Genomic DNA, 24094 nt, shown 5'->3' with positions numbered 1-24094 from the left:
AAATCAGCGCCGTAAAGACAGCTGATGCTGCGCCACCAGATCCGCCATGCTGTTGATGCAGTAATCCGCCGCACACGGTGTCGGGTGTTTGACCCGGCCGCGACAGATCAGGCACACGTCGCTGATCGCCTGCCGACCGGCGGAAGGCCGAGTCACTTGCAGGATCTCGCCGGGCTTGAACGCATTGGCCTCCAGCCAATCCGCGTCCTGCAACGGGTCGCTGGCCAGCGAGATAAAGTCATCGGGCATGATCCCCAACCGCTCACAGAGCAGCCCGCGATCCTCGGCATCCCGATCACCCTGCACCAGCAGGCGGTAGAACTTGCGCAGGTACAGCATCGCCCCCGGCGCGTCCTCGAACAGCGACCAGCCGGCCACCGAACGGGCGAAGCTCATGCCCTCCTCCCAACTGGCTTTCAGGCCCCAGCGCTCGGCCAACTGGCGATGGGCGAAACACAGCAGTCCACTGAAGCCTAGCTCACTGAAGCGCGGATACAGTGCGCGCACCACCTCGCTGTATTCGGCCAGCACCTGTTCCTTGTCCGGGTGCCCGCCCCGGCTGTCGAGCAGCGGTTGCAACGCCGCCCAGACCCCCGAGTCGCGATCGACCAGGACTTCATCGCAATCGATGAGCAGCGCGCGATATTCAGTCAGCCCCATGGTGTGCCAAGCCTCCGATGATGCATTCCATCAATCCATGCTCCATAAACGCTCACGGGCGCGACCTTGCAGCCGCGCCCCACGCCTTCAGGAGCTCAGTTCAAGACGCGTGCCAAAGCGCCTTCGAGAATTTGCAGCGCTTCGTCGACCTGGGCTTCGGTCGCCACCAGTGGCGCGAGGAACCGCAGGACGTTGCGGTACACGCCGCATTTGATCACCAGCAAACCGCCCTTGCGCGCTTCATCGATCAGCCGCTGATTGAGGTCGGCGTCCGGCGTGCGGGCGTCGTCTGGTTTGATCAGCTCAATGGCCAGCATGAACCCGGCGCCGCGCACGTCACCGATTTGCGGGTGACGGCTCTGCAAGTGCAGCAGCCCCTGACGCAGACGCTCGCCCAACGCTTCACCGCGCGCCAGCAGCTGTTCTTCCTCGAAGGCATCAATCACCGCCAGTGCCGCCGCGCACGACAACGCGTTGCCGCCGTAGGTGCCACCGAGGCCACCGGGCAGCGGCGCGTCCATGATCGCGGCTTTGCCGACCACACCCGACAGCGGCAAGCCACCGGCCAGGCTCTTGGCGACGGTCACCAGGTCCGGCTGGATGCCGGCGTGCTGGAAGCCGAACCATTTACCGGTGCGGCCGAAACCAGTCTGGATTTCATCGAGGATCAGCACGATGCCGTGCTTCTCGGTCAGCGCACGCAGGCCTTTGAGGAACTCCACCGGCGCCGAGAGGAAACCACCGTCGCCCTGCACCGGTTCAATGATGATCGCGGCGACCCGCTCTGGTGCCACTTGAGTCGCGAGCAACTCATCCAGTGCCTTGAGCGCCATGTCGCTGGTGACGCCGCGATAGGCATTCGGATACGGCGTATGGAACACTTCCGGCGCGAACGGCCCGAAGTTCTGTTTGTACGGCTGGCTCATGCCGGTCAGCGTGGTGCCGAGCAAGGTGCGTCCGTGAAAACCGCCGCGAAACGCGATCACCGCCGAGCGATTGGTATGCGCGCGTGCGATCTTCACCGCGTTTTCCACGGCCTCGGCGCCGGAGGTGAAGAACGCCGCTTTATAGGCTTCTTTACCGCCGATCATTTCGCACAGGCGCTGGGCCAGGTCCAGATAAGGCTTGTAGGCGACCACCTGGAAACAGGCGTGGGAGACTTTTTGCAGTTGCGCCTGCACCGCCGCGACGACTTTCGGGTGGTTGTGGCCGATGTTCAGCACACCGATGCCGCCGACAAAATCCAGGTAGCGCTTGCCATCCACATCCCACAACTCGGCACCTTGGGCGCGATCGATCACCAACGGGTGAGCGGTGACCAGGCCACGCGGCACGAATTGATCGCGCTGACGGAGCAAATGAGGGGTTTCGTCGACTTTGCTATTCATGGCATTTCCCATCGTGAGTCCGGCAACCGGGAGGTGGTTGCGATGCTGTTCAGATTAAGGCTTGAGCGAAACGAACTACGCCGAACTTGCCCCCTGAGAAATTCGGATCGACTGTTTTCACCCTGCCAAACGGCAGATTCCTTCAGCCCGCCGAATCTGCCGCAGCCTTGGCGATACACCGTGGCCGGAGCCGTTTAACCCGGCGCTTTCGACAGATCCTGCGCTGGCATTGCGCGATGATGAGAACACCTTCATCCATTCAGGAATTGCCCATGGCCCTGCTTTATAAAGCTGACCCGGTGCGCGGCGAACAGTGGCAAGCGCTGTTCGCCGAACACGCCCCGGATATCGAATGGCGCGCTTGGCCGGACATTGGCGATCCGTCACAAATTGAATACCTGGCGGCGTGGCAGGCGCCGGACGATTTGGAAGCGTTGCTACCGAAGCTGAAAGTGCTGTTCGCGCTGTCTGCCGGGGTCGATCAACTGGACCTCAGCCGTATTCCGGAGAGCTTGCCGGTGGTGCGGTTGCTCGATCCGGGCATTACCCGTGGCATGTGCGAGTACGCGAGTTTTGCCGTGCTGAGCCTGCATCGGGACATGCTGCGTTATCGGCAGCAGCAGATGGCGCGGTGTTGGCAGGCGCACATGCTGCAACCGGCGAGCAAACGTCGGGTCGGGGTGATGGGTCTGGGGGCGCAGGCGCAGCAGATCCTGGCGACGTTGCAACCATTGGGGTTTGCGTTGAAAGGTTGGGCGCGCAGTGCGCATAAGGTGGCGGGCGTGGAGTGTTATGCCGGTCGCGAGCAACTGCCGGCGTTTCTCAGCCAATGCGACATTCTGTTGTGTGTGTTGCCGCTGACGGAACAGACCCAGGGGATTCTGGATCGTGATTTGTTCCGGCAACTGCCCCATGGCGCGGCGTTGATCAACATGGGCCGTGGTGGGCATTTGGTGGAAGGTGATCTGCTGGAGGCGCTGGACAGTGGGCAACTCAGCGGCGCGGTACTGGATGTGCTGCAGCAGGAACCGGCGCCGGCGGATCACCCGTTCTGGGCGCATCCGCAAATTCTGCTGACACCGCATATTGCCGCGATGACTCAGCCGGAGAGTGCGTTTGGGGTATTGTTGGAGAATATCCGGCGACATCAAAAAGGCCAGCCGATGCTGGGCCAGATCGACCGCAGCCAAGGTTACTGACCACACCCCGAACACCTGTAGGAGCGAGGCTTGCCCGCGAAGACATTGTGTCAGTCGCCAACAATATTGACTGGTACGACGCCTTCGCGGGCAAGCCTCGCTCCTACAGGGTATGGGTGATGGCAAAAATCTACTTCGAGGCGCAAATCCCTTGTAGGAGCTGAGCTTGCTCGCGAAAGCGGTGTGTCAGTCGCCATCGATGTTGACTGGTACGACGCCTTCGCGGGCAAGCCTCGCTCCTACAGGGTATGGGTGATGGCAAAAATCTACTTCGCGGCGCAAATCCCTTGTAGGAGCTGAGCTTGCTCGCGAAAGCGGTGTGTCAGTCGACATTAATATTGACTGGCATGACGCCTTCGCGGGCAAGCCTCGCTCCTACAGGGGGGCGAGAGGTTAGAGAATGTCGGCGATGGCTTTGCCGACGTCCTGCGTCGAGCCCTTCCCGCCCAGGTCCGGGGTTATCGGGCCGTCAGCAATCACCCGTTCAATCGCCTGCAAAATCCCGTCATGCGCCGCGCGATAGCGTTCATCGCCATTGCCGAGGAAATCCAGCATCAACGCCCCGGACCAGATCATCGCAATCGGATTCGCGATGTTCTGCCCATAGATATCCGGCGCCGATCCGTGCACCGGTTCGAACAACGACGGAAACCGCCGCTCCGGATCAAGATTCGCCGACGGCGCAATCCCGATGGTCCCCGCACACGCCGGACCCAAATCGGAAAGAATGTCGCCAAACAGATTCGACGCCACCACCACATCAAACCGATCCGGTTGCAGCACAAACCGCGCGCACAGAATGTCGATGTGCTGCTTATCCCAGGTGATCTCCGGGTACTTCGCCGCCATCAAGGCTGTGCGTTCGTCCCAGTACGGCATGCTGATGGAAATCCCGTTGGACTTGGTCGCCGCCGTCAGGCGTTTGCGTGGTCGGGTCTGGGCAAGGTCGAAGGCGAATTTTAGAATCCGGTCCACGCCACGCCGGGTGAACACCGATTCCTGCAGCACGAATTCATGCTCGGTGCCTTCGAACATCTTGCCGCCGACCGAGGAGTACTCGCCCTCGGTGTTCTCACGGATCACCACAAAATCGATGTCACCCGGCTTGCGCCCAGCCAACGGGCACGGCACGCCGGGAAACAACCGCACCGGACGGATGTTCACATACTGGTCGAAGTCGCGGCGAAACTTCAACAGCGAACCCCACAGGGAAATGTGGTCCGGTACTTTTTCCGGCCAGCCCACGGCGCCAAAGTAGATCGCGTCGAAACCCTTGAGCTGTTCGAACCAGTCATCGGGCATCATCTGCCCGTGTTCCAGGTAGTAATCGCAGTGCGCCCAATCCAGCACTTCGATGCTCAGATCGAGCTGCCATTTCTTCGCGGCCTGCTCCAGCACGCGCAACCCTTCCGGCAGCACTTCCTTGCCGATACCATCGCCCGCGATCGCGGCGATTCTGAATGTCTTGCTCATCAACGTGCCTCCCCCAGTGTCTGTGAATTACAGCCCGCCGATGTGGAAGGCTTTGACTTCAAGGTATTCGTCCAGGCCGTACTTGCTGCCCTCGCGGCCCAGGCCTGATTGCTTGATGCCACCGAACGGCGCGACTTCCATGGAAATGATCCCGGTGTTGAGGCCGACCATGCCGAACTCCAGCGCCTCGCCGAAACGCCATGAACGACGCAGATCCTGAGTGAAATAGTAGGCGCCCAGACCGTAAGGCGTGGCGTTGGCCAGCGCGAGGGCTTCGGCCTCAGAGGTAAACCGCATCAAGGGCGCGACCGGGCCGAAGGTTTCTTCGTTGGCCAGCAACATGCCGGCGTGGGTATCGCCGAGCACCGTGGGTTGCACGAACTGGTTGTCGCCCTCGGGAATGCCGCCACAGAGTAATGTCGCGCCTTGGCTCAAGGCATCGTCAATGTGCCGGGCAACTTTGCTCACCGCCGCCGGGTTGATCAGCGGGCCGATGGTGACGTCGGCGTCGAGACCGTTGCCAACCTTGAGCTTGCCCACCTCTTCCACCAGGCGCTGGGCGAAACGTTCGTAGATGCCGTTTTGCACCAGAATCCGGTTGGCGCAGACGCAGGTCTGGCCGGCGTTGCGAAACTTGCTGAGCATGATCCCGGCCACGGCCTGCTCCAGGTCCGCGTCGTCGAACACAATGAACGGCGCATTGCCGCCCAGTTCCAGACTCAAACGCTTGATGTGTTCCGCGCTCTGGCGCATCAGCAAGCGGCCCACGGCAGTCGATCCGGTGAAGGAAATCTTGCGCACCGTCGGGTTACTGGTCAGCTCTTCGCCGATGCCGGCAGGCATGCCGGTCAACACGTTGAACACCCCGGCCGGAATGCCGACGCGTTCGGCCAATACCGCTAAAGCCAAGGCCGACAGCGGTGTCAGGTCCGAGGGTTTGACGATGATCGGGCAGCCCGCCGCCAATGCCGGTGCGCATTTGCGGGTGATCATTGCGTTGGGAAAATTCCACGGCGTGATTGCGGCGCAGACGCCCACCGGTTGTTTGAGCGTGAGCAATCGACGGTCGCCGCTGGGGGCCGGCATGGTTTCGCCGTAGACTCGTCGGGCCTCTTCGGCGAACCATTTGACGAAACCGGCGCCGTAGCGGATTTCGCCTTTGGCTTCGTTCAGTGGCTTGCCCTGCTCGCAGGTCATGATCAGCGCCAGGTCGTCGAGGTTGTCGATCATGGCCTGAAACCAGCGCTCCAGCAGCGCCGCACGCTCGGCGGCCGGACGTGCGCGCCAGGCCGGCCAGGCTTTGTCGGCGGCCTCGATGGCACGCCGGGTTTCCGCACCTTGCATGGCCGGGACACGGGCGAGTAACTGGCCGCTGGCCGGGTCGATGACGTCGAGTGTCGCGGCGTTATCGGCGCCGATCCACTGCCCGTCCACATACGCGAGTTCTGCCAGAAGGCTGGGGTCTTTCAAACGATTCTTGAGCATGGTCGAGTCCTGATCCGAGACATGCTCCAGTCTAGGGAGGTGTGGCGGAGGAGGATGCTGAAAGCGATTTGAGGACAGTGTCGGATGCTGAAATTCGGGGTGGGACGGCAGGCTCTACTGAGGGGGTATAGGGTCTTTCAGGATAAACACCGAACGCTGTGGGAGCGAGCTTGCTCGCGATAGCGGTGTGTCAGGCGACATAAATATCGACTGAGAGGACACCATCGCGAGCAAGCTCGCTCCCACATTTGATCTCCCACATTTGATCTTTGTTTGCCATGGGATCTGATTACAGCTTCAGGGACCCCAACAATCCTTCAAGAAACCGCTCCCCGGCCTCCATCTGGCTGATCTCGATAAACTCGTCCGGCTTGTGCGCCTGTTCAATCGAGCCCGGTCCGCAGACCACCACTGGCACATCCAGCCGCTGCTTGAACAACCCGCCCTCGGTGCCGAACGAAACCTTGGCCGTGCCGGTATCCGGCGCGGCGAAGTTTTTCAGGAAGCGCACCGCTTCGACGCTCGGATGCGTATCGAGACCGGGATAGACGTTAAGGGTTTCGATCTCGATCGCTGCCACGCTCGACAACAACCGCGCTTCGCGCACGATCAGTTCAGCGCGTTCCTGCATTTGCTCCAGAAACTGATCCAGATTATCCGCCGGCAAGTTGCGCACTTCGAAATCCAGGGTGCACAGGTTCGGCACGATATTCAGCGCCCGACCGCCGCCGATCTGCCCGACATGCACGGTGCTGTAAGGCACGTCGTAATCAGCGTCCTGGGCGCCCTGCTCTTGCAATTGCTGCTGACTCTGGCGCAGCGCGGCGATGAAATCGCAGGCCACGTGAATCGCATTGACCGAGCGCGGCGCCAACGACGAATGCGCCTCCAGTCCCCGGCAATAGGTGCGATACGAACCCTTGCCCTTGTGCCCGAGCACGAATTGCATGTTGGTCGGCTCGCCGATCAGGCACAAAAACGGGCGCACCGGGGTCAGGTGCAGCACGTCGAGCAAACGCCGCACGCCGACACAACCGGTTTCTTCGTCATGAGACAGCGCCAGTTGCAGCGGCCGGCTCAGCGAATGGTCGGCGGCGTCGAGCATGGCGTCGATGGCCAGGGCAATAAAACCCTTCATGTCGCAACTGCCGCGCCCGTAGATCTTGCCGTCCTGCACCGTCGCCTGGAACGGCGGCACGGTCCAGGCCTGCCCCGCCGCCGGCACCACGTCGGTGTGGCCGGACAACAGAATTCCCGGCAGGTTTTTCGGCCCAGTGCTGGCGAACAGGTTGGCCTTCTTGCCGGTTTCATCCTTGACGATCAGCGACTCGATGCCCTTGCTCAGCAGCAGGTCACGCACGTACTCGATCAGGGCCATGTTCGACTCCGAAGACACGGTGTCGAAGGCCATCAGGCGTTTGAGAATATCCAGTACACGGGGTTTCATGAGGCCTTGCTCCGTTGCTCGGCTAAAGGGGCGAACCGGCGAATGGAGAACGGCTCAATCGAAGTGCTGGTGCTGCCGGTGCTGATCAGTTCGGCCATCACGTCGCCGACGCCGGGGCCGAGCTGGAAGCCGTGACCGCAGAAGCCGAACGCGTAGAACAAACCGTCGGTGGTGCCACTCGGGCCCATGATCGGCAAGGAGTCTGGCAGATAACCTTCGATGCCGCTCCAGACGCGGATGATGTTGAGATTGCCGACACCCGGCAGCAGGCGACGCATTTGATCCATCTGGTTGAGAATGCTGCGCGGCTCGACGTAGGCCCGGCGATTGAGCATGTCCGGTTTGCTGCGATAACCGCCGCCGATGACGATGTTGCCGCGCGGAATCTGCCGGAAGTAAATCACTTCTTCTGGAATCTTGGTGTAGACGCCGATCACCGTCGGCAAGGCGTAGGGCACCGGTTCGGTCACGGCCATTTGCGGGCCGTGGGTGTCCAGTGGCACTGGTTCGCCGAACTGACCCGAAAGCTTTTGCCCCCACGCCCCGGCCGTGATCAGCAGTTGCGCGGCGCTGAACTGACGACCGTCGGTGGTGGTGACGCTGAATTCGCCGCCGACTTTCTGCACCTCGGCGACTTCGGTCTGTTCCTCTATCTGCGCGCCGAGTCGGCGTGCGGCGCGGGCAAACGCCGGGGCCGCGAGACGCGGGTTGGCGTGACCATCGTGAGGCGCGTAGGAGCCGCCCTTCACGTCTTTCCCGAGAAATGGAAAGCGCTGATGCAACTCGGCACCGCGATAGATTTTCAGATCCAGTTGCGCAGCTTCAGGCGCGGCGGCATACGCCTCCAGCTCGGCGATTTCATCTTCGCGATAACACACGCGCATGTGCCCACTGGCGATGAACTCCAGGTCATCGTCGATCAGTTCCGGCAAGCGTTTCCACAATGCCCAGGAGCGGTTGGCCAGTTCCAGTTGCCCGAGGTAACGTCCCTGGCGCCGCACGTTGCCGAAGTTCACGCCGCTGGCGTACTGACCGATCTGGTCGCGCTCCAGCAAGATCACCGACTGGCCGCGCTTGCGCAGAAAAAATGCCGTCGCCGAGCCCATCAGGCCGCCCCCGACAATCAACACATCGGCTTTCTGTACGGTCATGGCGACACCTCCTCGGTGAGCATCGAAAGCGGTTTGACCGGTGCCTGACCGCGTTGGCGGCCGACCTGTTGCACGCTGACACCGCCGCTGCGGCGATCACTTCGGCGCCCGCCTGCGAACAATAACGGCCCTGGCAACGGCCCATCCCAACCCGGCTGAAAGCCTTGGCCCGATTGACTTCGCAAGCGCCCTTCTCGCTGACGGTACGGCGCAGTTCACCGGCGCTGATCATCTCGCAGCGGCACACGATGGCGCTGTCAGGCAAGGCTTTGGCTTGCTCGGCAGGCCAGGGAAACGCCTGGGCCAGACCGAGGCGAAACTGGTCCATTACGGCCAGTGCCTGGCGTTGTTCGTCGCGTAATCCGGCGTTTACCGGTTGCTGCTGATCTTCCAGCAACGCCATGGCGACCAGCCGTCCAGCGTGTTCGGCGGCATCCGCGCCGCGAATCTTCGAACCATCGCCAGCCGCGTACACGCCGCTGACCGAGGTCCGGCCTTCATCATCCACTGCCAGCCACCATTGACCGGACGCCTCGTCAAAGCGCATACGGCAACCGGCCAGGTCAGCCAGTTGAGTTTCCGGGCGTAAGTGATAACCCAGCGCCACGGCATCGCACTCGATGCTCAAGTCCTCGCCACGCGCCGTCAGTATTCGGACACCACTGACACCGCTGGCCGCATCGCCCCGTACTTGCAAAGGTTTGATCCCCAGGTGCACCGGGATCTTCGCCTGATACAGCTGCGCCAACAATTTCATCCCGGTGAACAGCAATCCGGGCCGCGCCAGCAATTTGGGCAAGGCACCAATGCGCTTGCTGAACGGCGAGGTGTCGAGCACCGCCGCCACCTTCGCGCCCGCCTTCACGTATTGGCTGGCAACCAGATACAACAACGGCCCGCTGCCCATAAACACCACGCTGTGGCCAATGGAAACCGCCTGGGACTTGAGCGCAATCTGCGCCCCGCCGAGGCTGTAGGTGCCCGCCAGTTGCCAGCCTTCGATCGGCATCAAACGGTCAGTGGCGCCGGTACAGAGGATCAGTGCGTCGTAATCCACCGTCGAGTGTTTACCCTGGCTGACACAGCACAATTGCCCCGCCGTCAGGTTCCACACCAAGGTATCGGGGCGGTAATCGATAACGCCGCGCAGACGATCAAAACTGTCGTGCAGGTCCCGGGCCTTGCGCGCTTCGGTGCCGTACAGCGTCGCGTAATTACGGGTAAACCCTTCAGGCTGGCGACGATAGATCTGCCCGCCATCCCGACGATTTTCATCGATCAGGATCGGTTTGAACCCCGCCGCCACCAGGGTTTCGGCGCAGCGAATACCCGCCGGCCCGGCGCCGACTATGACTATCCGTGCAGTGGCCATGTCGCCTCCGGTTGTGTGGTGACGATGTCCAGCCCTTCGCGGACTTCATTCGAACAGGCGCGCAGACGCTCACCGCTGCGGGTCCAGACCCAGCAATCCTGGCATGCGCCCATCAGGCAGAAACCGGCGCGCCGGCCGGAGTCGAACTCCGACTGGCGCAACGCATTGCCCTGGGTCAGCAACGCGACCATCAGGGTATCGCCCTGCAAGGCCTCGATGGCTGCGCCGTCCACTTGCAGTTTGACGGTCGGCCGGCCCTGCTCGGCCAGCCTCACAAAACGTCCCTTCATGCGTAGGCTCCGTGGCTCATGGTGATCACATCCTGCTGGGTTTTCAGCAACTCGGCGCTGTCGTGGTGGCAGAGGATTTCACTGCCGCCATCGATGATCCGGCGGTTCGGCGCGGTGCGATTGCACAGGCCATCGACGCGCACCGGGCAACGACTGAGGAACGTGCACAGCTCCGGCACGTTGGCCCTGGCGCCAATCGGCGGCAGCTCGGCGCAGGTGGTGCCGCAGTTTTCCAGCCAGCCCTGACGCAGTTCCGGCACCGAATGAATCAACAGGTCGGTGTAAGGATGGAACGGTGCCTGGGCGAACGACTGACGGGTGCCGGCCTGGATCTTGTGGCCGCTGTACATCACCACAATGTCGTCGCACAGCGCGCGCACGGTGGAGATGTCGTGGCTGATAAACAGATAGGAAACCCCCAGCTCCTGACGCAGGTCGCGCAGCAGTTCGAGAATCGCTGCGCCGACCACCGTGTCCAGTGCCGAGGTGACTTCATCGCAGAGGATCAGATCCGGTTTCGCCGCCAGCGCCCGGGCCAGGTTGACCCGCTGCTTTTGCCCGCCGGACAGCTCATTCGGCCGCCGCTCAGCCAAGGTCCGAGGCAGACGCACCAAGTCCAGCAGTTCGCCAATGCGCTCGCGCAACGCGGCGCCCTTGAGGCCGAAATACATCTTCAACGGCCGGCTCAGAATGGTGCTGACGCTGTGCATCGGGTTGAGCGCGGTGTCGGCGTTCTGGAACACCATCTGAATGCGACGGAACTGTTCGTCGGTGCGTTCGGACAAGCAACCGCCCAAGGGTTGGCCGTCGAAGGTCAAGCCGCCGAGCGCCGGGGTCAGCAAGCCCGCGACCACTCGTGCCAAGGTCGATTTACCGGAACCGGACTCACCGATCACGCCGATAGCTTGGCCCCGGCGCACAGTCAGGTCGATGTCTTCCAGCACGCGAATCGATGGCATGCCGTGCATGTTTTTGTTGCCGTAACCGGCGGTCAGGCCCTGAATCGTCAGCAACGGCGTGTCTTCCGCCACACCGCAGGGTGGACGAATCGTGGTGTCGGGGCGCGCCGCCGCCAACAGGCTGCGGGTGTATTCGTGGGACGGGGCTTTGAGCAGCGGCGCGGTGGCGCTCTGTTCGAAGATCTGGCCGCCGTTGAGCACGACGATCTGATCGGCCATTTGCGCGACCACGGCCAAATCGTGAGACACGTAGACCGCCGTGGCCCCGCGCTCACGGACCACGCGTTTGAAGGCGCGCAACACGTCGATCTGCGTGGTGACGTCGAGGGCGGTGGTCGGTTCATCGAGCACCACCAGCAATGGATCACTGATCAGCGCCATCGCCGCCATTACCCGTTGCAGTTGCCCGCCGGACACCTGGTGCGGGTAGCGCTGGCCAATGTGGTCCGGGTCCGGCAGCGCCAGGTCGCGGAACAACTGGATGGCTTTGGCTTCAAGCACTGCGCGGGTGCCGAGGCCATGAATCAATGCGCCCTCAACCACTTGGTCGATCAGTTTTTTCGCCGGGTTGAACGCCGCCGCCGCGCTTTGCGCGATGTACGACACGCGGTTGCCGCGCAGGCCCTGCAATTCCTTTTCGCTGAGGGCGAGCATGTTGTGCTCGCCGACCTGTACCACGCCGCCGGACAACCGGCAGCCGCGTCGTGCATAGCCCAGCAGTGCCAACGCGATGGTGGTCTTGCCGGAGCCGGATTCACCGATCAGCGCCAGTACTTCACCTTTTTCCAGGGCGAAGCTCACGCCTTTGACGATTTCCGTTTCACCGCGCTCGCCACAGGCGACCACGCGCAGGTCTTCGACTCGAATCAATTCGCTCATATCAATGCCCTCCCGTGCGGCGACTACGTCGGGACGACAGTCTGTCGATAAACAGATTCACACCGATGGTCAGGGTGCCGATGGCCAGCGCTGGAATCACGATGGCCGGCGCGCCTTGGTTGAGGCCGCCAATGTTTTCCCGCACCAGCGAACCGAGGTCGGCATCCGGCGGTTGCACGCCGAGGCCGAGGAAGCTCATGCCGCTGAGCAGCAATACAATAAAGCCGAAGCGCAGGCCCAGGTCAGTCAGCACCGGGTTAAGCATGTTCGGCAGGATTTCCACGCAAGCGATATACAAGCGGCGCTCGCCACGGGTACGGGCGACTTGCACGTATTCCAGGGCTTCGATGTTCACCGCCATGCTGCGGGCAATGCGGAATGCGCCGGGGGTGAAACTCAGGACGGCGGTGCAGATCAGCAAAGTCACCGACGAACCGAAAGCCGAGACCATGATCAGCGCCAGCATCTTGCTCGGGATCGAGATAAACGCATCCATCAAACGGCTGATCACCTCGTCCAGCCACTTCGGCGAAACCACCGACAACAACGCGCAACTGGTGCCCAGGCCGCTGGCCAACACCGCCGCGATCAACGCCAGGCCTACGGTAAACCGCGCACCGACCAGCACGCGGCTGAGCATGTCGCGGCCCAGATAATCGGTGCCGAACGGGTACAGCGCACTGATGCTGTCGAAGACATTATCGGAGACCACTTCACCCACCGGGTGCGGCGCCAGCCATGGGCCGAAGAACGCCACCAGCAACCAGATTACGCACATTGCAGCGCCGATCAGACCCAGCCACGCCGGGCCATGGGACACCTTGCCAACCGACAGGTCGGGGGTTGCAGGCGTCGATTTCACAATGAGATTGTTCATTGGTTTCTCAGCCTCGGATTGGACAGAATCGCGCACAGGTCGGCAATCAGCACCAACCCCAGGTACGCGGTACAAAACAGCATGGTGCATGCCTGGACCAGCGCCATGTCACGGTTGGTCACGGCATCGACCATCAGGCTGGCAATGCCGGGATAGTTGAAGATCGTCTCGACAATCACCACCCCGCCCAGCAGATACGAAAGGCTCAGGGCGATGGCGTTGGCAATCGGCCCGATCGCGTTGGGCAAGGCGTGGCGCAGCACAATGCGCATCGGACTCACGCCTTTGAGCCGGGCCATTTCCACGTAAGGGCTGTCGAGTTGATCGATCACCGCAGCGCGGGTCATACGGGCCATTTGCGCGACGATCACGCAGCACAGGGTCATCACCGGCAAGGCGTAAGTGCGCATGAATTGCCACGGTGAGGTGATGTCGCTGGCATAGGACAGCGCCGACAACCAGCCCAGGTTCACCGCAAAAATCAGCACCGCCAGGGTCGCTACAAGGAATTCCGGAACGGCGACCATGGCCAGGGTGAAAAAGCTCAAGAAGCTGTCGATGCGCCCGCCACGGCCCATCGCAGAACCGATGCCGAGGATCAACGCCACCGGCACCGAGACCAGCGCCGTGGCGGCCGCCAGCATCAGGGTGTGGGCACGCGGCCGGCCATCAACTCGCCGACCGGCATCGCGTTGGACACCGACAGGCCCATGTCGCCGCTGAGCAGGTTCATCAACCAGTGCAGGTAACGCAGCACACCGGGCTGGTCGAGCCCCAGTTTCAGGCGCAGTGCCGCCACCTGTTCCGGCGTGGCGAACTGCCCGAGGGATTGTTGCGCCGCGTCCCCCGGCAGTACCGCCGTGATCGCAAACACGACCATGGACACGATCAACAAAGTCACGATCGCGGCGCCCAGACGCCGGCCGATCAACCACAGTGTGTTGCTATTCATCGCCTACCCTCCTGCACTGTCCCTGACGTACAACCCAACTACCCATCAAGCGTCCAGCCAGACCTGCTCGGCGAACATGTAGCCCATGAAGCCACCCAGCGGATTGCTGCCGTAGCCTTTGATGCGCTGGTCGACGCCGTCGATGTTGCTGATGAACACCGGCACGCCGATACCGCTGTGGTCATGCACCAGGGTCTGCATGTCCGCGTACATCTTGCTGCGCTTGGCGTCGTCGGTTTCACCACGCGCGAGCATCAGCAACTGGTCGAACTGGTCGTTCTGCCAACCGGATTCGTTCCACGGCGCCTTCGACTGGAAGAACTGCGAGAACATCACGTCGGCGTTCGGCCGTGGGTTGATGTTGCCGAAGCTCAGCGGGTGCTTCATCCAGTGGTTGGACCAGTAGCCGTCGCTCGGCAAGCGGTTGACGTCGAGCTTGAGCCCGGCCTGTTTCGCCGATTGCTGCAACAGCACCGCGATGTCTACCGAACCGGTGGCGGCTGGCGATGCGACCAGCGGCATGCTGATGTTTTCCATGCCGGCCTTCTTCAGCAGAAACTTGGCTTTTTCCGGGTCGTAGACGGTTTGCGGCAGGTCGGCGTTGTAGTAGCGCGAACCGGGCGCAATCGGATGGTCGTTGCCGACCACGGCAAAACCACGGAATACGGCGGATTTCACCTGTTCGCGGTCCAGCAGGTATTTCATGGCCTGAGTGAATTCGGCGCTTTTGCCCGGCATCTGATCCTGACGGATGATCAAGTCAGTGTAGTTGCCCGACGGCGCATCGACGACCCGGTGCTTGGCGCTGGCCTTGATCCGTGTGGTGGAACGCGGGTTGACCTCGTTGATCATGTGCACGTCGCCGGACAGCAGCGCGTTGACCCGGGAAGGTTCGTCGGCAATCGCGATGAACTCGATCTCGTCGAGGTACGGCAGGCCGGGTTTCCAGTAGCCGGTGTTGCGCGCGGCAATCGAACGTACGCCCGGTTTGAATTCCTTGACCTTGAACGGCCCGGTGCCAATGCCCTGGTTGAAGTCGGTGGTGCCTTCGGGAACGATCAGCAAGTGCGACACGGCGAGGATCGACGGCAATTCGGCGTTCGGTGCGCTGAGGCGGATCTGCACTTCATTGGTGCCGGTGGCCTTGATTTCGGTGAATTGCTCCATCAGCGGCATGACCTTGGAACCGGTCAGTGGATCCTTGTGCCGCGACAGCGAGAACACCACGTCGGCGGCGCTCAGGGTCTTGCCGTTGTGAAAGGTCACGTCCTTGCGCAGGGTGATGGTCCACAGTGTGGCGTCGGTGTTGTCGATGCGCTCGGCCAGTTCCAGTTGCGGCACCAGGTGCGTGTCGAAGCGGGTCAGGCCGTTGTAGAACATGAAGTGGCGCACGTAGTCGGTGGACAGCGCGCCTTTGGCCGGGTCGAGGGTGTCGGCGGTGGAGCTGGACATGCCGGCGACACGAATCCGCCCGCCTGGCTTGCCTTTGCCGGGGGTGGCGGCTTCTTCGGCGAACAATTTGCCGGCGGCGCCAAACAGGCTGCCGGCGCCCGCTGCGGCGACACCCGCCACACCGAGCATTTGCAGGGCGTTGCGGCGCGACATGCCGCGATTGAGGCCTTCAAATACTCGCAGGCTTTCTTGGCCGGAGATCAGTTGGGAGTCGATCTTTTTGTCAGTCATATCAGTTGTACCTGTCGATAATGAGAAGGCTCGGGTTGTCCGGAGCGTTGAAACGCAAACGACGGTGACGCCACAACATCAACTCAATGCAAATAATCCTGGAAGCGGTAATAGGCGCCCACGAACGGCAGGAACCACGGCTTGCCGAAATGCCCGGGAATCGCCGGCCAGTCGAGTTCGCGCCAGGGGTTGGCCTCGACTTTGCCAGCCATCACTTCGGCCATGACCTGACCCATGTGCACCGACATCTGCACCCCGTGGCCGCTGTAGCCCATGGAGTGATAAACCCCGCCGTGCTGGCCGGCCCGGGGCAAACGGTCGGAGGTCATGTCGACCAATCCGCCCCAGCAGTAATCGATTTTCACGTTGGCCAATTGCGGGAACATCTGCACCATCGCCGCTTGCAGCACCTTGCCGCTCTTGGCGTCGTTGACGCTGTCGGACATCGCAAACCGAGCGCGACCGCCGAACAGCAGGCGGTTGTCCGGGGTCAGGCGGAAGTAGTTGCCGATCATGCGGCTGGTGACATAGGCGCGACGTCCCGGCAGCAGTTGCTCGATCAGCTCTTTTGAAAGCACTTCAGTGGCGATCACGAAACTGCCCACCGGCACAATCCGCCGCCGATACCAGCCCAAGCCACCATGCTGACAGGCGCCGGTAGCCAGCAACACTTGCCCGGCGTGCAGCGAACCCTTGCTGGTGTTGACCTGATAACCGCCGGCCCGGGCTTTCCAGTCCAGCACCGAGGTGCCTTGATGGATCAGCGCGCCGTGGCGAGCTGCCGCTTCGGCCAAACCGACGCCGAAACGCCCGACGTGCATCTGCACGCCGTTACGCTGTAGCAAACCGCCGTGGAACTGTGCCGAATTGACTTCGGCGCGGGTCTGTTCGGCGGACAGCAGCTCGACCTCGGCATCGACTTCCTTGCGAATCAATTCGCAGGTCCGTGCCAGGCCTTCGTAGTGCATCGGCTTGGCGGCCAACTTGAGCTTGCCGTTGCGGATCAGGTCGCAAGCAATCTGCTCCTGTTCCACCAGCGACACCACGCTTTGCACGGCGCTTTCATAAGCCTGGTAATACGCCCGGGCCTTGTCGGCGCCGAGGCTGGCACTGAGCCCGGCATAATCCTGGGCCACGCCGGTGTTGCATTGGCCACCGTTGCGCCCCGAGGCTTCGCCGATCACCCGCCCGGCTTCGAGCACCACCACACTGGCGCCCTTCAGGGCCAATGCCCGGGCCGCCGCCAGACCGGTGAAACCGCCACCGACGATGGCCACATCGACCTGTCCCGGCAACGCGCCGAGCTGGGCACCGGTGAAGGCCGGTGCGGTGTCGAGCCAGTAGGATTCACTGCCCATGTCCAACCCCTTATGCGCTAATGACTCAGAGACCAACCAGTGCCGCGAGCCCACCGATGTCGGTGATCTGCTGATAGCCGTAGAAGGCATTGCCCGGGACTTCATGACCACGGGCGACGAAGGCCTTGTTCTTGATCTTCATGTCGTGGGCCGGCATCAGGTCGTAACGGAAGCTGGAGGACACATGCAAGATGTCTTCCGGGCCGCAGTTGAGGTTGTCGAGCATGTACTCGAACGCCGCCAGACGCGGCTTGTAGGCCTGGGCCTGTTCCGCCGTGAAGACCTTGTGGAACGGCGCGCCGAGCTTGTCGACGTTGGACATGATCTGGCTGTTGCTGGCATTGGAGAAAATCACCAGCGGGATCGTGTCGGCGATTTTCGACAGGCCGGCCGGTACGTCCGGGTGCGGGCCCCAGGTCGGCACGGCGTCGTAATACAGCTGGCCTTCGTCGCGGTACTCGACGCCCCAACGCTTGCAGGTACGAGCCAGAGCAGTCTTGAGGATTTCGTCGTAGGGCATCCAGTCACCCATGACCTGGTCCAGGCGATAGGCCGAGAAATCCTTGACGAACTGATCCATCTGCTCGGGTTTGACGCGATCGGCGAAAAGCTCGCGGGTCATCGTGCCCATGTGGAAATTGGTCAGCGTACCGTAGCAGTCGAACGTAATGAATTTGGGGCGAAGAAAGCTCATTGAGTGCGGTCCTGAAGTTCGTTGAGGTCATGGCGCGACGAGCATTTGCTTCATTTGCGAAGCGCTGATGCAACGCTGCAGCACACCGTCATTACAACACCGTGAAATCAGCAGATGGCGTTAAAAGCAGCCTCTGCCCGATACAAACCACCGTTTTAGCCACCCCCCTCAGCAGACTTTGCGGCTCGCTCCAGCCTTGGGCAAACCCCGTATTTATGCGCTCTTATGGACCTTTATAACCCTGTACGGCCCTGCTGTGCCGCGATTGGCCGCAGAAACTGCGCCGGGCTGAACGAAAACGGGCGCTTCCCTGAGGAAGCGCCCGTTTGGCCGAGATTTTCAAGCCTGCCCACAAACATCCGTAGCAGCTGTCGAGCTTGCGAGGCTGCGTTCGGCTGCGGAGCAGTCGTAGAACCGTAATCCCGGTCTGACTGAAACACCGCGGTGTCAGATCTTGCGACTGCTTCGCAGCCGAACGCAGCCTCGCAGGCTCGACAGCTGCTACACCAGCTACATCAGCTACATCAGCTACATCAGCTACATCAGGTACACCTGCTACACCTGCTACACCTGTGAATGAGGGCTCGGCAGTTGCTACAGGGGTTACTGGAGGATGTCGATCAGGACGCTTTTGAAGCGCAAATTGGCTTCGAATGCTTCGCGCCCCAGATCTTTGCCGATCCCGGAACGCTTATAGCCACCCGTCGGCAGGATGTAGTCGTTACTGCGCCCGTAACGATTGACCCAAACCGTTCCCGCTTCCAGCTTGCGCACCAGTCGCAACGCGCGGTTGATATCAGCGGTGTGCACCCCGGCCGCCAAGCCATAAGTGGCGTGGGCCGCGAGACTCAGCGCCTGTTCTTCGTCATCGAACGCCTGCACCGTCAGCACCGGGCCGAAGATTTCTTCGCAGACCGCCGGGTTCTGGTTGTCGAGGCCCGCCAGCAATGTCGGTTGGTAATAGGCGCCGCCCAGCCCTTCAAACAATCCACCACCGGTCAACACTTCGGCCCCGGCCTGGCGCGAGCGCTGGACGATGCCGTCGATGCGGCTGGCCTGGAGCCGGGAAATGATCGGCGAGAGCGTGCTCTCTGATGACCACGTCGGACCGGGGCGCAATTCTTCGAAATACGCCTGCAAGTGCGCAACAAACGGTTCCATGATCGAGCGCTGAATCAACAACCGCGAACCGGACACACAGACTTGCCCGGCGTTACCGGTAATCGCCAGCGCCACGGTGCGCGCGGTTTTGGCGATGTCCGGGATATCGGCGAACACCAGTTGCGGACTCTTGCCGCCCAGCTCCAGAGTCACCGGTTTCGGCCCTGCCAGCGCACAAGTGGACATGATGCTCGACCCGGTCGCGGTAGAGCCGGTAAAGGTCACCTTGCCAACGCGTGGATGACGGCACAAGGCATCGCCGGTTGTGCGGCCATCGCCCTGCACCACGTTGAAAATCCCCGCCGGAATCCCTGCCTGTAAGGCCAGTTCGGCAAATCGCAGGCTGGAGAACGGCGTCAGTTCCGAAGGCTTGAGCACCACGGCATTGCCGGCTGCGAGGGCTGGGGCGACTTTCCAGGACGCCATGCTCAACGGGAAATTCCACGGCGCGATGGCCGCGATCACGCCGTAGGGTTCGGCGATCTGCATGCCGAGTCGATCAGTCTGGGTCGCCGCCACCTGGCCACCGTGCTTGTCCGCCAGTTCGGCAAAGAAGCGAATGCCTTCGGCGACATAAGGAATGTCCCACGCGATCACATCTTTATGCGGGCGCGTCGAACCGACGGCTTCCAGCGGTGCGAGGATCTCGGCGTCCGCTTCGATCAGGTCAGCCCAACGCCGCATTACTCGCGCACGCTCCCGGGGCGGACGACTGGCCCAATCGCTGCGGTTGAAGGCCTGCCAGGCATTGTTGACGGCTTCGTCCACCAGGTCAGCATCGGCAATCGGCAACTCTGCATACACCTGGCCATCCGAGGGCCGCACCACCTCAAGACCCGGTTGAGCATCGCGGTATTGGCCGCCGATAAAGTGAGCGCTGCGCACAGCGATGAGACGAGGATCGAAGCTATCCATGGAGCACTCCAAATAGGGTCGGCGAGTCATTGACTCAGGCTTCCATCGTAGAAAAAAAGCCCTGGCATTTGCTGCCGACCTTGCGGTGCAATTTAGTAGTAAGTGTGGTCTTGTGGCCTCTGCCTCGCGGAATCTGCCGAATGTTCGCAGGCCCCTTGTCAGGCCTGCACACAGATGGGATACAGGCACCATCACGCCGGACAACCGGCCGCACGCGTACCTTGTTCAACGGAGACTCGCCATGTCCGCCCCGTATGTTTATCGCCCGATGACCGATGCCGACCTGCCCTCGGCCCATGCCTTGTCCGTGCAATTGAAGTGGCCGCATCGGCTGGATGATTGGGCGATGGTGCTGCGCCTCAGCGACGGTTTTGTGGTGCTCGATGGCGAGCGTCTGATCGGTACGGCGTTCGCCTGCCCTCAGGGGGATTTCGCCACCATCGGGCTGGTGATCGTCAGCGACGACTATCAAGGCAAGGGCATCGGTCGCAAGTTGATGGAACTGGCGCTTGAGGCGTGTCAGTCACGCACGCCGATCCTGAACGCGACCCTCGCCGGCGCACCGCTGTATGTCAGCCAGGGTTTTGTCGAGTTCGGGCGGATCCAGCAACATCAGGGCCTGGTACAAGCTCCGGATCTCAAGCCGCTGGCCAACGGTGAAACCTGTCGTGCGCTGCGTAGCGCTGACCAGGCGCGAGTGCTGGAACTGGCCAACGCCGGGACCGGGCTGGACCGGCGAACGGTGATCACCGATCTGTTCGATGTCATCGAGTCTGCGGTCGGTATCGAGCGCGACGGCCAGTTGCGTGCCTTTGCGATGTTGCGCCCCTATGGCCGTGGTCGCGGCGTTGGCCCGGTGGTCGCCGAAAACCTTGAACAAGCCCAACACCTGATCGCGGTGCTGCTTGCGCAAGTGCCAGAAACCTTCGTACGTATCGACATTCCGGCGGACTGCGGCTTGAGCGACTGGCTGGAAACGGTCGGTCTCAAAAACATCGACACCGTGGCGCAAATGGCTCGTGGCACACCACCGCACGCCGCCAACGGCATCACCCAGTTTGCCCTGGTTACCCAAGCCATCGGCTGATGGCCGAACCCACACCTTTATTTGTCTGGAGCATCACCCGCATGTCCCTACCTACTGTTCTGCTGTTGGCGCGCGCCGACGGCAGCCGCGTTGTCACGCCTTTCAAAACGCTGGCATTAAATGCGGCCGACCCATTTATGGACACTCGCCAGGTGGCCTGGTCCGGCGTTGATGGCGTGTCGGCCGGCATCGTCGAAACCGGCGATGTGTTTGATATCGAGGACTTCCCGCACACTGAAGTACTGGTGGTGCACGCTGGTCACGTAGCTCTGAAAACCCCGGAGCAGACGCTGGAACTGGGTGTCGGCAGCAGCGCCGTGATCGGTCGCGGCACGGCGCTGCGGATCGACGCGCATCCCGGCACGCAGTGGGCATTCTGTGCCATGGCCACCGAAGCGCCGACACCCGGCCTGACCTTGCTTGACCCGCTGGCGATGCTCTCGCCCTCCGCAGCACCGGAACCGCAAATACTGATCGGCCCGACGCCACAGTGCCGTTCGCGCAACGCCTTCGAAGACGCGGTAACCGATCTGCGCGTCGGCGTCTGGGACTCGACGCCTTACGAGCGCCATGGCCGAGCGCACAAACTCAATGAGCTGATGCACTTGATCGAAGGCAGCGTGACCTTGCTCGCACCCGATGGATCAAGCGTGACGGTCAACACCGGCGACAGCGTATTCGTGCCACAAGGTGCGCCGTGCGCGTGGAAAAGCACGCGGTATGTGCGCAAGGTGTATGCGGTCAAGTAGTCGAATCGCAGCGATTTTTCGGCAATACTCGGCGCACCTTTCATAGGATTTGAAGTGAGCGTCGAGCATATGAACGATAAAAAACACGCCCTGCTCCTCTGCGGATTACTCGCCCTGCCCTTGGGCGCGCACGCACAGGAAACGCCTTCACACCTGGACAGCGTCATCCAGCAAGGTGTGCTGACGGTCTGTACCACCGGTGACTACAAGCCCTACACCTACAAAAATGAAAACGGCGAGTACGAAGGCATCGACATCGCGATGGCCCGCTCACTCGCCGACAGCCTGGGCGTCAAGGTGAAATGGGAGCAGACCACCTGGAAAACCCTGATGCCCGACCTGCTCGCCGGCAAATGCGACATCGGCATGGGCGGAATTTCGGTGACGCTGGAGCGGCAGAAAAAAGCCTTCTTCAGCAGCACCCTCGACGTCGATGGCAAGGTGCCGCTGGTGCGCTGCGAAGATCAGTCGCGCTACCAGACCATCGAGCAAATCAACCAGCCATCGGTGCGGCTGATTGAACCGGCCGGCGGCACCAATGAAGCCTTTGTGCATGCGTTCCTGCCCAAGGCGCAGTTGATGCTGCACGACAATGTCACGCTGTTCCAGGCGCTGCTCGACAAGAAAGCTGACGTGATGATCACCGATGCGTCCGAGGCGCTGTACCAGCAGAAACTCAAGCCGGGGTTGTGCGCAGTGAACCCGAGTCAGTATTTCCAGTATGGCGAGAAGGCGTATTTGCTGCCGCGTGATGACGTGACCTGGAAGCAGTATGTCGATCAGTGGCTGCACCTGAGCAAGGTCACCGGCAATTATCAGAAAGTTGTGGGTGAGTGGTTGGCGATCCCGTAGCAGCTGGCGCAGCCTGCGTTCGGCTGCGCAGCAGTCGTGAATCCTGCACACGCGGTTTGCCTGACAGACCGCAGCGTCGGGTTTTACGACTGCTGCGCAGCCGAACGCAGGCTGCGCCAGCTGCTACAGAGAGAGGGCTGGGCCACAGGTATCTTCGTTGCCTCAAGATTTTCTTGAGTAACGGAGTTACCAAAGCCCAACGGTATAACTGACGATCAGCCGATTCTCATCCAGATCATTGCCAAAATTAGAGCGCACGGAAGCGTTACGCCATTTAAACCCCAGCCCTTTCAACGTGCCGTCCTGCACCACATAGGCGATGTCGGTGTTGCGCTCCCATTCCTTGCCCTCTCCCGGTGCACTGCGTTGCACGTTGTCGCCGGAGATGTAGCGTGTCATGAAGGTCAATCCCGGCACGCCGAGTGCGGCAAAGTTGTAGTCGTAGCGGGCTTGCCAGGAGTGTTCGTCGATATTGGCGAAGTCGCCGATCTGCACGAAGTTGACCAGGTACGGATCGCTGCGACCGATGTACGGAAACGGATCGTCGCCGCTCATGCGCTGGTAGCCGAAGCCCAACGCATGGCCGCCGAGGCTGTAGGTGAATAGCGCTCCAAAGGCCTGGTTATCAATCTTGCGAAAGTTGCCGTCTTCAGCACTGCGGGCATAACGCACGTCGCTTTTCAACGACTGGCCGGCGCCCAGATCCAGCACGTGTACAAATCCGAGGTAGTTCTGCTGGTAGATGTTTTCCAGTTTGCCGTAGCGGTATTGCGCAGTGAGGTTGGGCAGGAACTGGTAGTCCGCACCGGCGAACTGGAATTTGTCGCTGTTGCCGCCGATGCGGTTGGCGGTCATGTCCTGATAGTCGGTGGAATCGACAAAGTTGATCTGGGTAATTTGCCCGGCTGTGAGTTTCAAACGGTCGATTTCCTGCACGCTGAGCAATCCTCCCTTGAACGTGCCCGGCAACAGACGCGTGTCGTTGGAACTGACCACCGGGTCCTTGATCTGCAACGTTCCCAGTTTCAGCGTGCTGTTGGATAAACGCACTTTGGCGGTCAGGCCCAGTTCGCCATATTGATCCTGGGACCCACCGGACAGATCCGGCGGCAACAGATTGGTGCCTGCCGTGCCGCCACCGGAATCCAGTTTGAAACCGGCCATGCCCAAGGCGTCCAGGCCAAAACCAAAGGTGCCGGCGGTGTAGCCGGACTCCATCCGCAACAGAAAACCCTGGGCCCACTCCTCGGCTTTGTCCCGGGAACCGTCCTGGCGAAAATCGCGGTTGAAGTAGAAGTTGCGGGCTTCGAGGCTGCCTTTGCTGTCAGCGATAAAATCCGCCTGGGCGCTGGGCAGTCCGATCAAGCTCAAGCCGAGCAAGGTGCCGACTGGGGTGTACAGCCGCTGGGTGGAATTGAAATGGCGCATGCCGTGCTCCTTTTGCAGACACGAGCGGACCCTCT

Annotated in this window: 18 protein-coding genes and 2 pseudogenes; 4 read left to right on the top strand and 16 right to left on the bottom strand. The window is 61.6% G+C overall.

Annotated features, from left to right (window positions below; all coding sequences use genetic code 11):
• Nucleotides 1-3: 3 nt before the first annotated feature.
• Together NK667_RS09975 and gabT are read right to left on the bottom strand one after the other, a co-directional pair.
• Nucleotides 4-660 carry an HAD family hydrolase gene (locus tag NK667_RS09975; RefSeq protein WP_054614570.1) on the bottom strand — a complete coding sequence of 219 codons (657 nt, stop codon included), beginning with the start codon at nucleotides 658-660 and terminating at the stop codon, nucleotides 4-6.
• A 95-nt stretch (nucleotides 661-755) separates the two neighbouring features.
• Nucleotides 756-2048, bottom strand: coding sequence for a 4-aminobutyrate--2-oxoglutarate transaminase (gene gabT / locus NK667_RS09970; RefSeq protein WP_054614569.1), 1293 nt, complete (start codon nucleotides 2046-2048; stop codon nucleotides 756-758).
• A 272-nt stretch (nucleotides 2049-2320) separates the two neighbouring features.
• On the opposite strand from gabT, the gene NK667_RS09965 reads away from it, so the two are divergent.
• The gene (locus tag NK667_RS09965) at nucleotides 2321-3247 is read left to right on the top strand and encodes a 2-hydroxyacid dehydrogenase (RefSeq protein ID WP_054614568.1); all 927 of its coding nucleotides are present in this window, start codon (nucleotides 2321-2323) and stop codon (nucleotides 3245-3247) included.
• A 393-nt stretch (nucleotides 3248-3640) separates the two neighbouring features.
• Here the strand turns inward: NK667_RS09965 and NK667_RS09960 are convergent, their stop codons facing one another.
• The 13 genes and pseudogenes from NK667_RS09960 to NK667_RS09900 form a co-directional block, all read right to left on the bottom strand.
• Nucleotides 3641-4720, bottom strand: a complete 1080-nt coding sequence (locus NK667_RS09960; RefSeq protein WP_054614567.1) for a tartrate dehydrogenase — start codon at nucleotides 4718-4720, stop codon at nucleotides 3641-3643.
• A gap of 27 nt (nucleotides 4721-4747) precedes the next feature.
• On the bottom strand, nucleotides 4748-6205 hold the full coding sequence (locus NK667_RS09955) for an NAD-dependent succinate-semialdehyde dehydrogenase (protein ID WP_054050511.1): 1458 nt from the start codon (nucleotides 6203-6205) through the stop codon (nucleotides 4748-4750).
• A gap of 289 nt (nucleotides 6206-6494) precedes the next feature.
• Nucleotides 6495-7652 carry an acetylornithine deacetylase gene (argE, locus tag NK667_RS09950; protein WP_054614566.1) on the bottom strand — a complete coding sequence of 386 codons (1158 nt, stop codon included), beginning with the start codon at nucleotides 7650-7652 and terminating at the stop codon, nucleotides 6495-6497.
• A complete protein-coding gene (locus tag NK667_RS09945; RefSeq protein ID WP_054050507.1) occupies nucleotides 7649-8803 on the bottom strand; it encodes an NAD(P)/FAD-dependent oxidoreductase in 1155 nt (384 codons plus the stop codon). The genes argE and NK667_RS09945 overlap by 4 nt, the downstream gene beginning before the upstream one ends.
• Nucleotides 8800-10175 (bottom strand): annotated as a pseudogene (locus tag NK667_RS09940) (FAD/NAD(P)-dependent oxidoreductase). The gene NK667_RS09945 and the pseudogene NK667_RS09940 overlap by 4 nt, the downstream one beginning before the upstream one ends.
• Nucleotides 10157-10465, bottom strand: coding sequence for a (2Fe-2S)-binding protein (locus tag NK667_RS09935; protein WP_054050502.1), 309 nt, complete (start codon nucleotides 10463-10465; stop codon nucleotides 10157-10159). Before NK667_RS09935 ends, NK667_RS09940 begins: the two are co-directional and overlap by 19 nt.
• Nucleotides 10462-12303: an ABC transporter ATP-binding protein gene (locus NK667_RS09930; protein WP_054614565.1), complete on the bottom strand. Its 1842-nt coding sequence runs from the start codon at nucleotides 12301-12303 to the stop codon at nucleotides 10462-10464. The genes NK667_RS09935 and NK667_RS09930 overlap by 4 nt, the downstream gene beginning before the upstream one ends.
• Before the next feature lies 1 nt (nucleotide 12304).
• On the bottom strand, nucleotides 12305-13180 hold the full coding sequence (locus NK667_RS09925; protein WP_054614564.1) for an ABC transporter permease: 876 nt from the start codon (nucleotides 13178-13180) through the stop codon (nucleotides 12305-12307).
• Nucleotides 13177-14132 (bottom strand): annotated as a pseudogene (locus tag NK667_RS09920) (ABC transporter permease). The gene NK667_RS09925 and the pseudogene NK667_RS09920 overlap by 4 nt, the downstream one beginning before the upstream one ends.
• Nucleotides 14133-14177: 45 nt before the next feature.
• The gene (locus NK667_RS09915; RefSeq protein WP_054614563.1) at nucleotides 14178-15815 is read right to left on the bottom strand and encodes an ABC transporter substrate-binding protein; all 1638 of its coding nucleotides are present in this window, start codon (nucleotides 15813-15815) and stop codon (nucleotides 14178-14180) included.
• Nucleotides 15816-15898: 83 nt separating this feature from the next.
• Nucleotides 15899-17173 (bottom strand): NAD(P)/FAD-dependent oxidoreductase, encoded by a 1275-nt coding sequence (locus tag NK667_RS09910; RefSeq protein ID WP_054614562.1) that lies wholly within the window; start codon nucleotides 17171-17173, stop codon nucleotides 15899-15901.
• 25 nt (nucleotides 17174-17198) lie between these two features.
• Nucleotides 17199-17867 (bottom strand): haloacid dehalogenase type II, encoded by a 669-nt coding sequence (locus NK667_RS09905; RefSeq protein ID WP_054614561.1) that lies wholly within the window; start codon nucleotides 17865-17867, stop codon nucleotides 17199-17201.
• Between the two features lie 603 nt (nucleotides 17868-18470).
• On the bottom strand, nucleotides 18471-19943 hold the full coding sequence (locus NK667_RS09900; protein ID WP_054614560.1) for an aldehyde dehydrogenase family protein: 1473 nt from the start codon (nucleotides 19941-19943) through the stop codon (nucleotides 18471-18473).
• 241 nt (nucleotides 19944-20184) lie between these two features.
• Between NK667_RS09900 and NK667_RS09895 the strand changes: the two genes are divergently transcribed.
• From NK667_RS09895 to NK667_RS09885, 3 genes are all read left to right on the top strand, one after another.
• Nucleotides 20185-21030: a GNAT family N-acetyltransferase gene (locus NK667_RS09895; RefSeq protein WP_054614559.1), complete on the top strand. Its 846-nt coding sequence runs from the start codon at nucleotides 20185-20187 to the stop codon at nucleotides 21028-21030.
• Between the two features lie 41 nt (nucleotides 21031-21071).
• A complete protein-coding gene (locus NK667_RS09890; RefSeq protein ID WP_054050484.1) occupies nucleotides 21072-21779 on the top strand; it encodes a cupin domain-containing protein in 708 nt (235 codons plus the stop codon).
• A 69-nt stretch (nucleotides 21780-21848) separates the two neighbouring features.
• A complete protein-coding gene (locus NK667_RS09885) occupies nucleotides 21849-22631 on the top strand; it encodes a transporter substrate-binding domain-containing protein (RefSeq protein WP_054614558.1) in 783 nt (260 codons plus the stop codon).
• Nucleotides 22632-22817: 186 nt separating this feature from the next.
• Here the strand turns inward: NK667_RS09885 and NK667_RS09880 are convergent, their stop codons facing one another.
• Nucleotides 22818-24059 carry an OprD family porin gene (locus tag NK667_RS09880; RefSeq protein ID WP_054614557.1) on the bottom strand — a complete coding sequence of 414 codons (1242 nt, stop codon included), beginning with the start codon at nucleotides 24057-24059 and terminating at the stop codon, nucleotides 22818-22820.
• Nucleotides 24060-24094 lie beyond the last annotated feature (35 nt).

Origin of the sequence: Pseudomonas nunensis, assembly GCF_024296925.1 — a bacterium.
GTDB classification, from domain to species: Bacteria; Pseudomonadota; Gammaproteobacteria; order Pseudomonadales; family Pseudomonadaceae; genus Aquipseudomonas; species Aquipseudomonas nunensis.
Note: the sequence above shows the minus strand (reverse complement) of the source record. Positions and strands in the feature narration are given on the sequence as shown.

What these genes read in the sequence shown, in the direction of transcription:
- NK667_RS09960 (WP_054614567.1), bottom strand. Translation starts at nt 4,720, where the DNA reads ATGAGCAAGACATTCAGAATCGCCGCGATCGCGGGCGATGGTATCGGC.
- NK667_RS09955 (WP_054050511.1), bottom strand. Translation starts at nt 6,205, where the DNA reads ATGCTCAAGAATCGTTTGAAAGACCCCAGCCTTCTGGCAGAACTCGCG.
- NK667_RS09905 (WP_054614561.1), bottom strand. Translation starts at nt 17,867, where the DNA reads ATGAGCTTTCTTCGCCCCAAATTCATTACGTTCGACTGCTACGGTACG.
- NK667_RS09900 (WP_054614560.1), bottom strand. Translation starts at nt 19,943, where the DNA reads ATGGATAGCTTCGATCCTCGTCTCATCGCTGTGCGCAGCGCTCACTTT.
- gabT (WP_054614569.1), bottom strand. Translation starts at nt 2,048, where the DNA reads ATGAATAGCAAAGTCGACGAAACCCCTCATTTGCTCCGTCAGCGCGAT.
- NK667_RS09885 (WP_054614558.1), top strand. Translation starts at nt 21,849, where the DNA reads ATGAACGATAAAAAACACGCCCTGCTCCTCTGCGGATTACTCGCCCTG.
- NK667_RS09945 (WP_054050507.1), bottom strand. Translation starts at nt 8,803, where the DNA reads ATGACCGTACAGAAAGCCGATGTGTTGATTGTCGGGGGCGGCCTGATG.
- NK667_RS09910 (WP_054614562.1), bottom strand. Translation starts at nt 17,173, where the DNA reads ATGGGCAGTGAATCCTACTGGCTCGACACCGCACCGGCCTTCACCGGT.
- NK667_RS09930 (WP_054614565.1), bottom strand. Translation starts at nt 12,303, where the DNA reads ATGAGCGAATTGATTCGAGTCGAAGACCTGCGCGTGGTCGCCTGTGGC.
- NK667_RS09975 (WP_054614570.1), bottom strand. Translation starts at nt 660, where the DNA reads ATGGGGCTGACTGAATATCGCGCGCTGCTCATCGATTGCGATGAAGTC.
- NK667_RS09880 (WP_054614557.1), bottom strand. Translation starts at nt 24,059, where the DNA reads ATGCGCCATTTCAATTCCACCCAGCGGCTGTACACCCCAGTCGGCACC.
- NK667_RS09890 (WP_054050484.1), top strand. Translation starts at nt 21,072, where the DNA reads ATGTCCCTACCTACTGTTCTGCTGTTGGCGCGCGCCGACGGCAGCCGC.
- NK667_RS09915 (WP_054614563.1), bottom strand. Translation starts at nt 15,815, where the DNA reads ATGACTGACAAAAAGATCGACTCCCAACTGATCTCCGGCCAAGAAAGC.
- NK667_RS09895 (WP_054614559.1), top strand. Translation starts at nt 20,185, where the DNA reads ATGTCCGCCCCGTATGTTTATCGCCCGATGACCGATGCCGACCTGCCC.
- NK667_RS09925 (WP_054614564.1), bottom strand. Translation starts at nt 13,180, where the DNA reads ATGAACAATCTCATTGTGAAATCGACGCCTGCAACCCCCGACCTGTCG.
- NK667_RS09965 (WP_054614568.1), top strand. Translation starts at nt 2,321, where the DNA reads ATGGCCCTGCTTTATAAAGCTGACCCGGTGCGCGGCGAACAGTGGCAA.
- NK667_RS09935 (WP_054050502.1), bottom strand. Translation starts at nt 10,465, where the DNA reads ATGAAGGGACGTTTTGTGAGGCTGGCCGAGCAGGGCCGGCCGACCGTC.
- argE (WP_054614566.1), bottom strand. Translation starts at nt 7,652, where the DNA reads ATGAAACCCCGTGTACTGGATATTCTCAAACGCCTGATGGCCTTCGAC.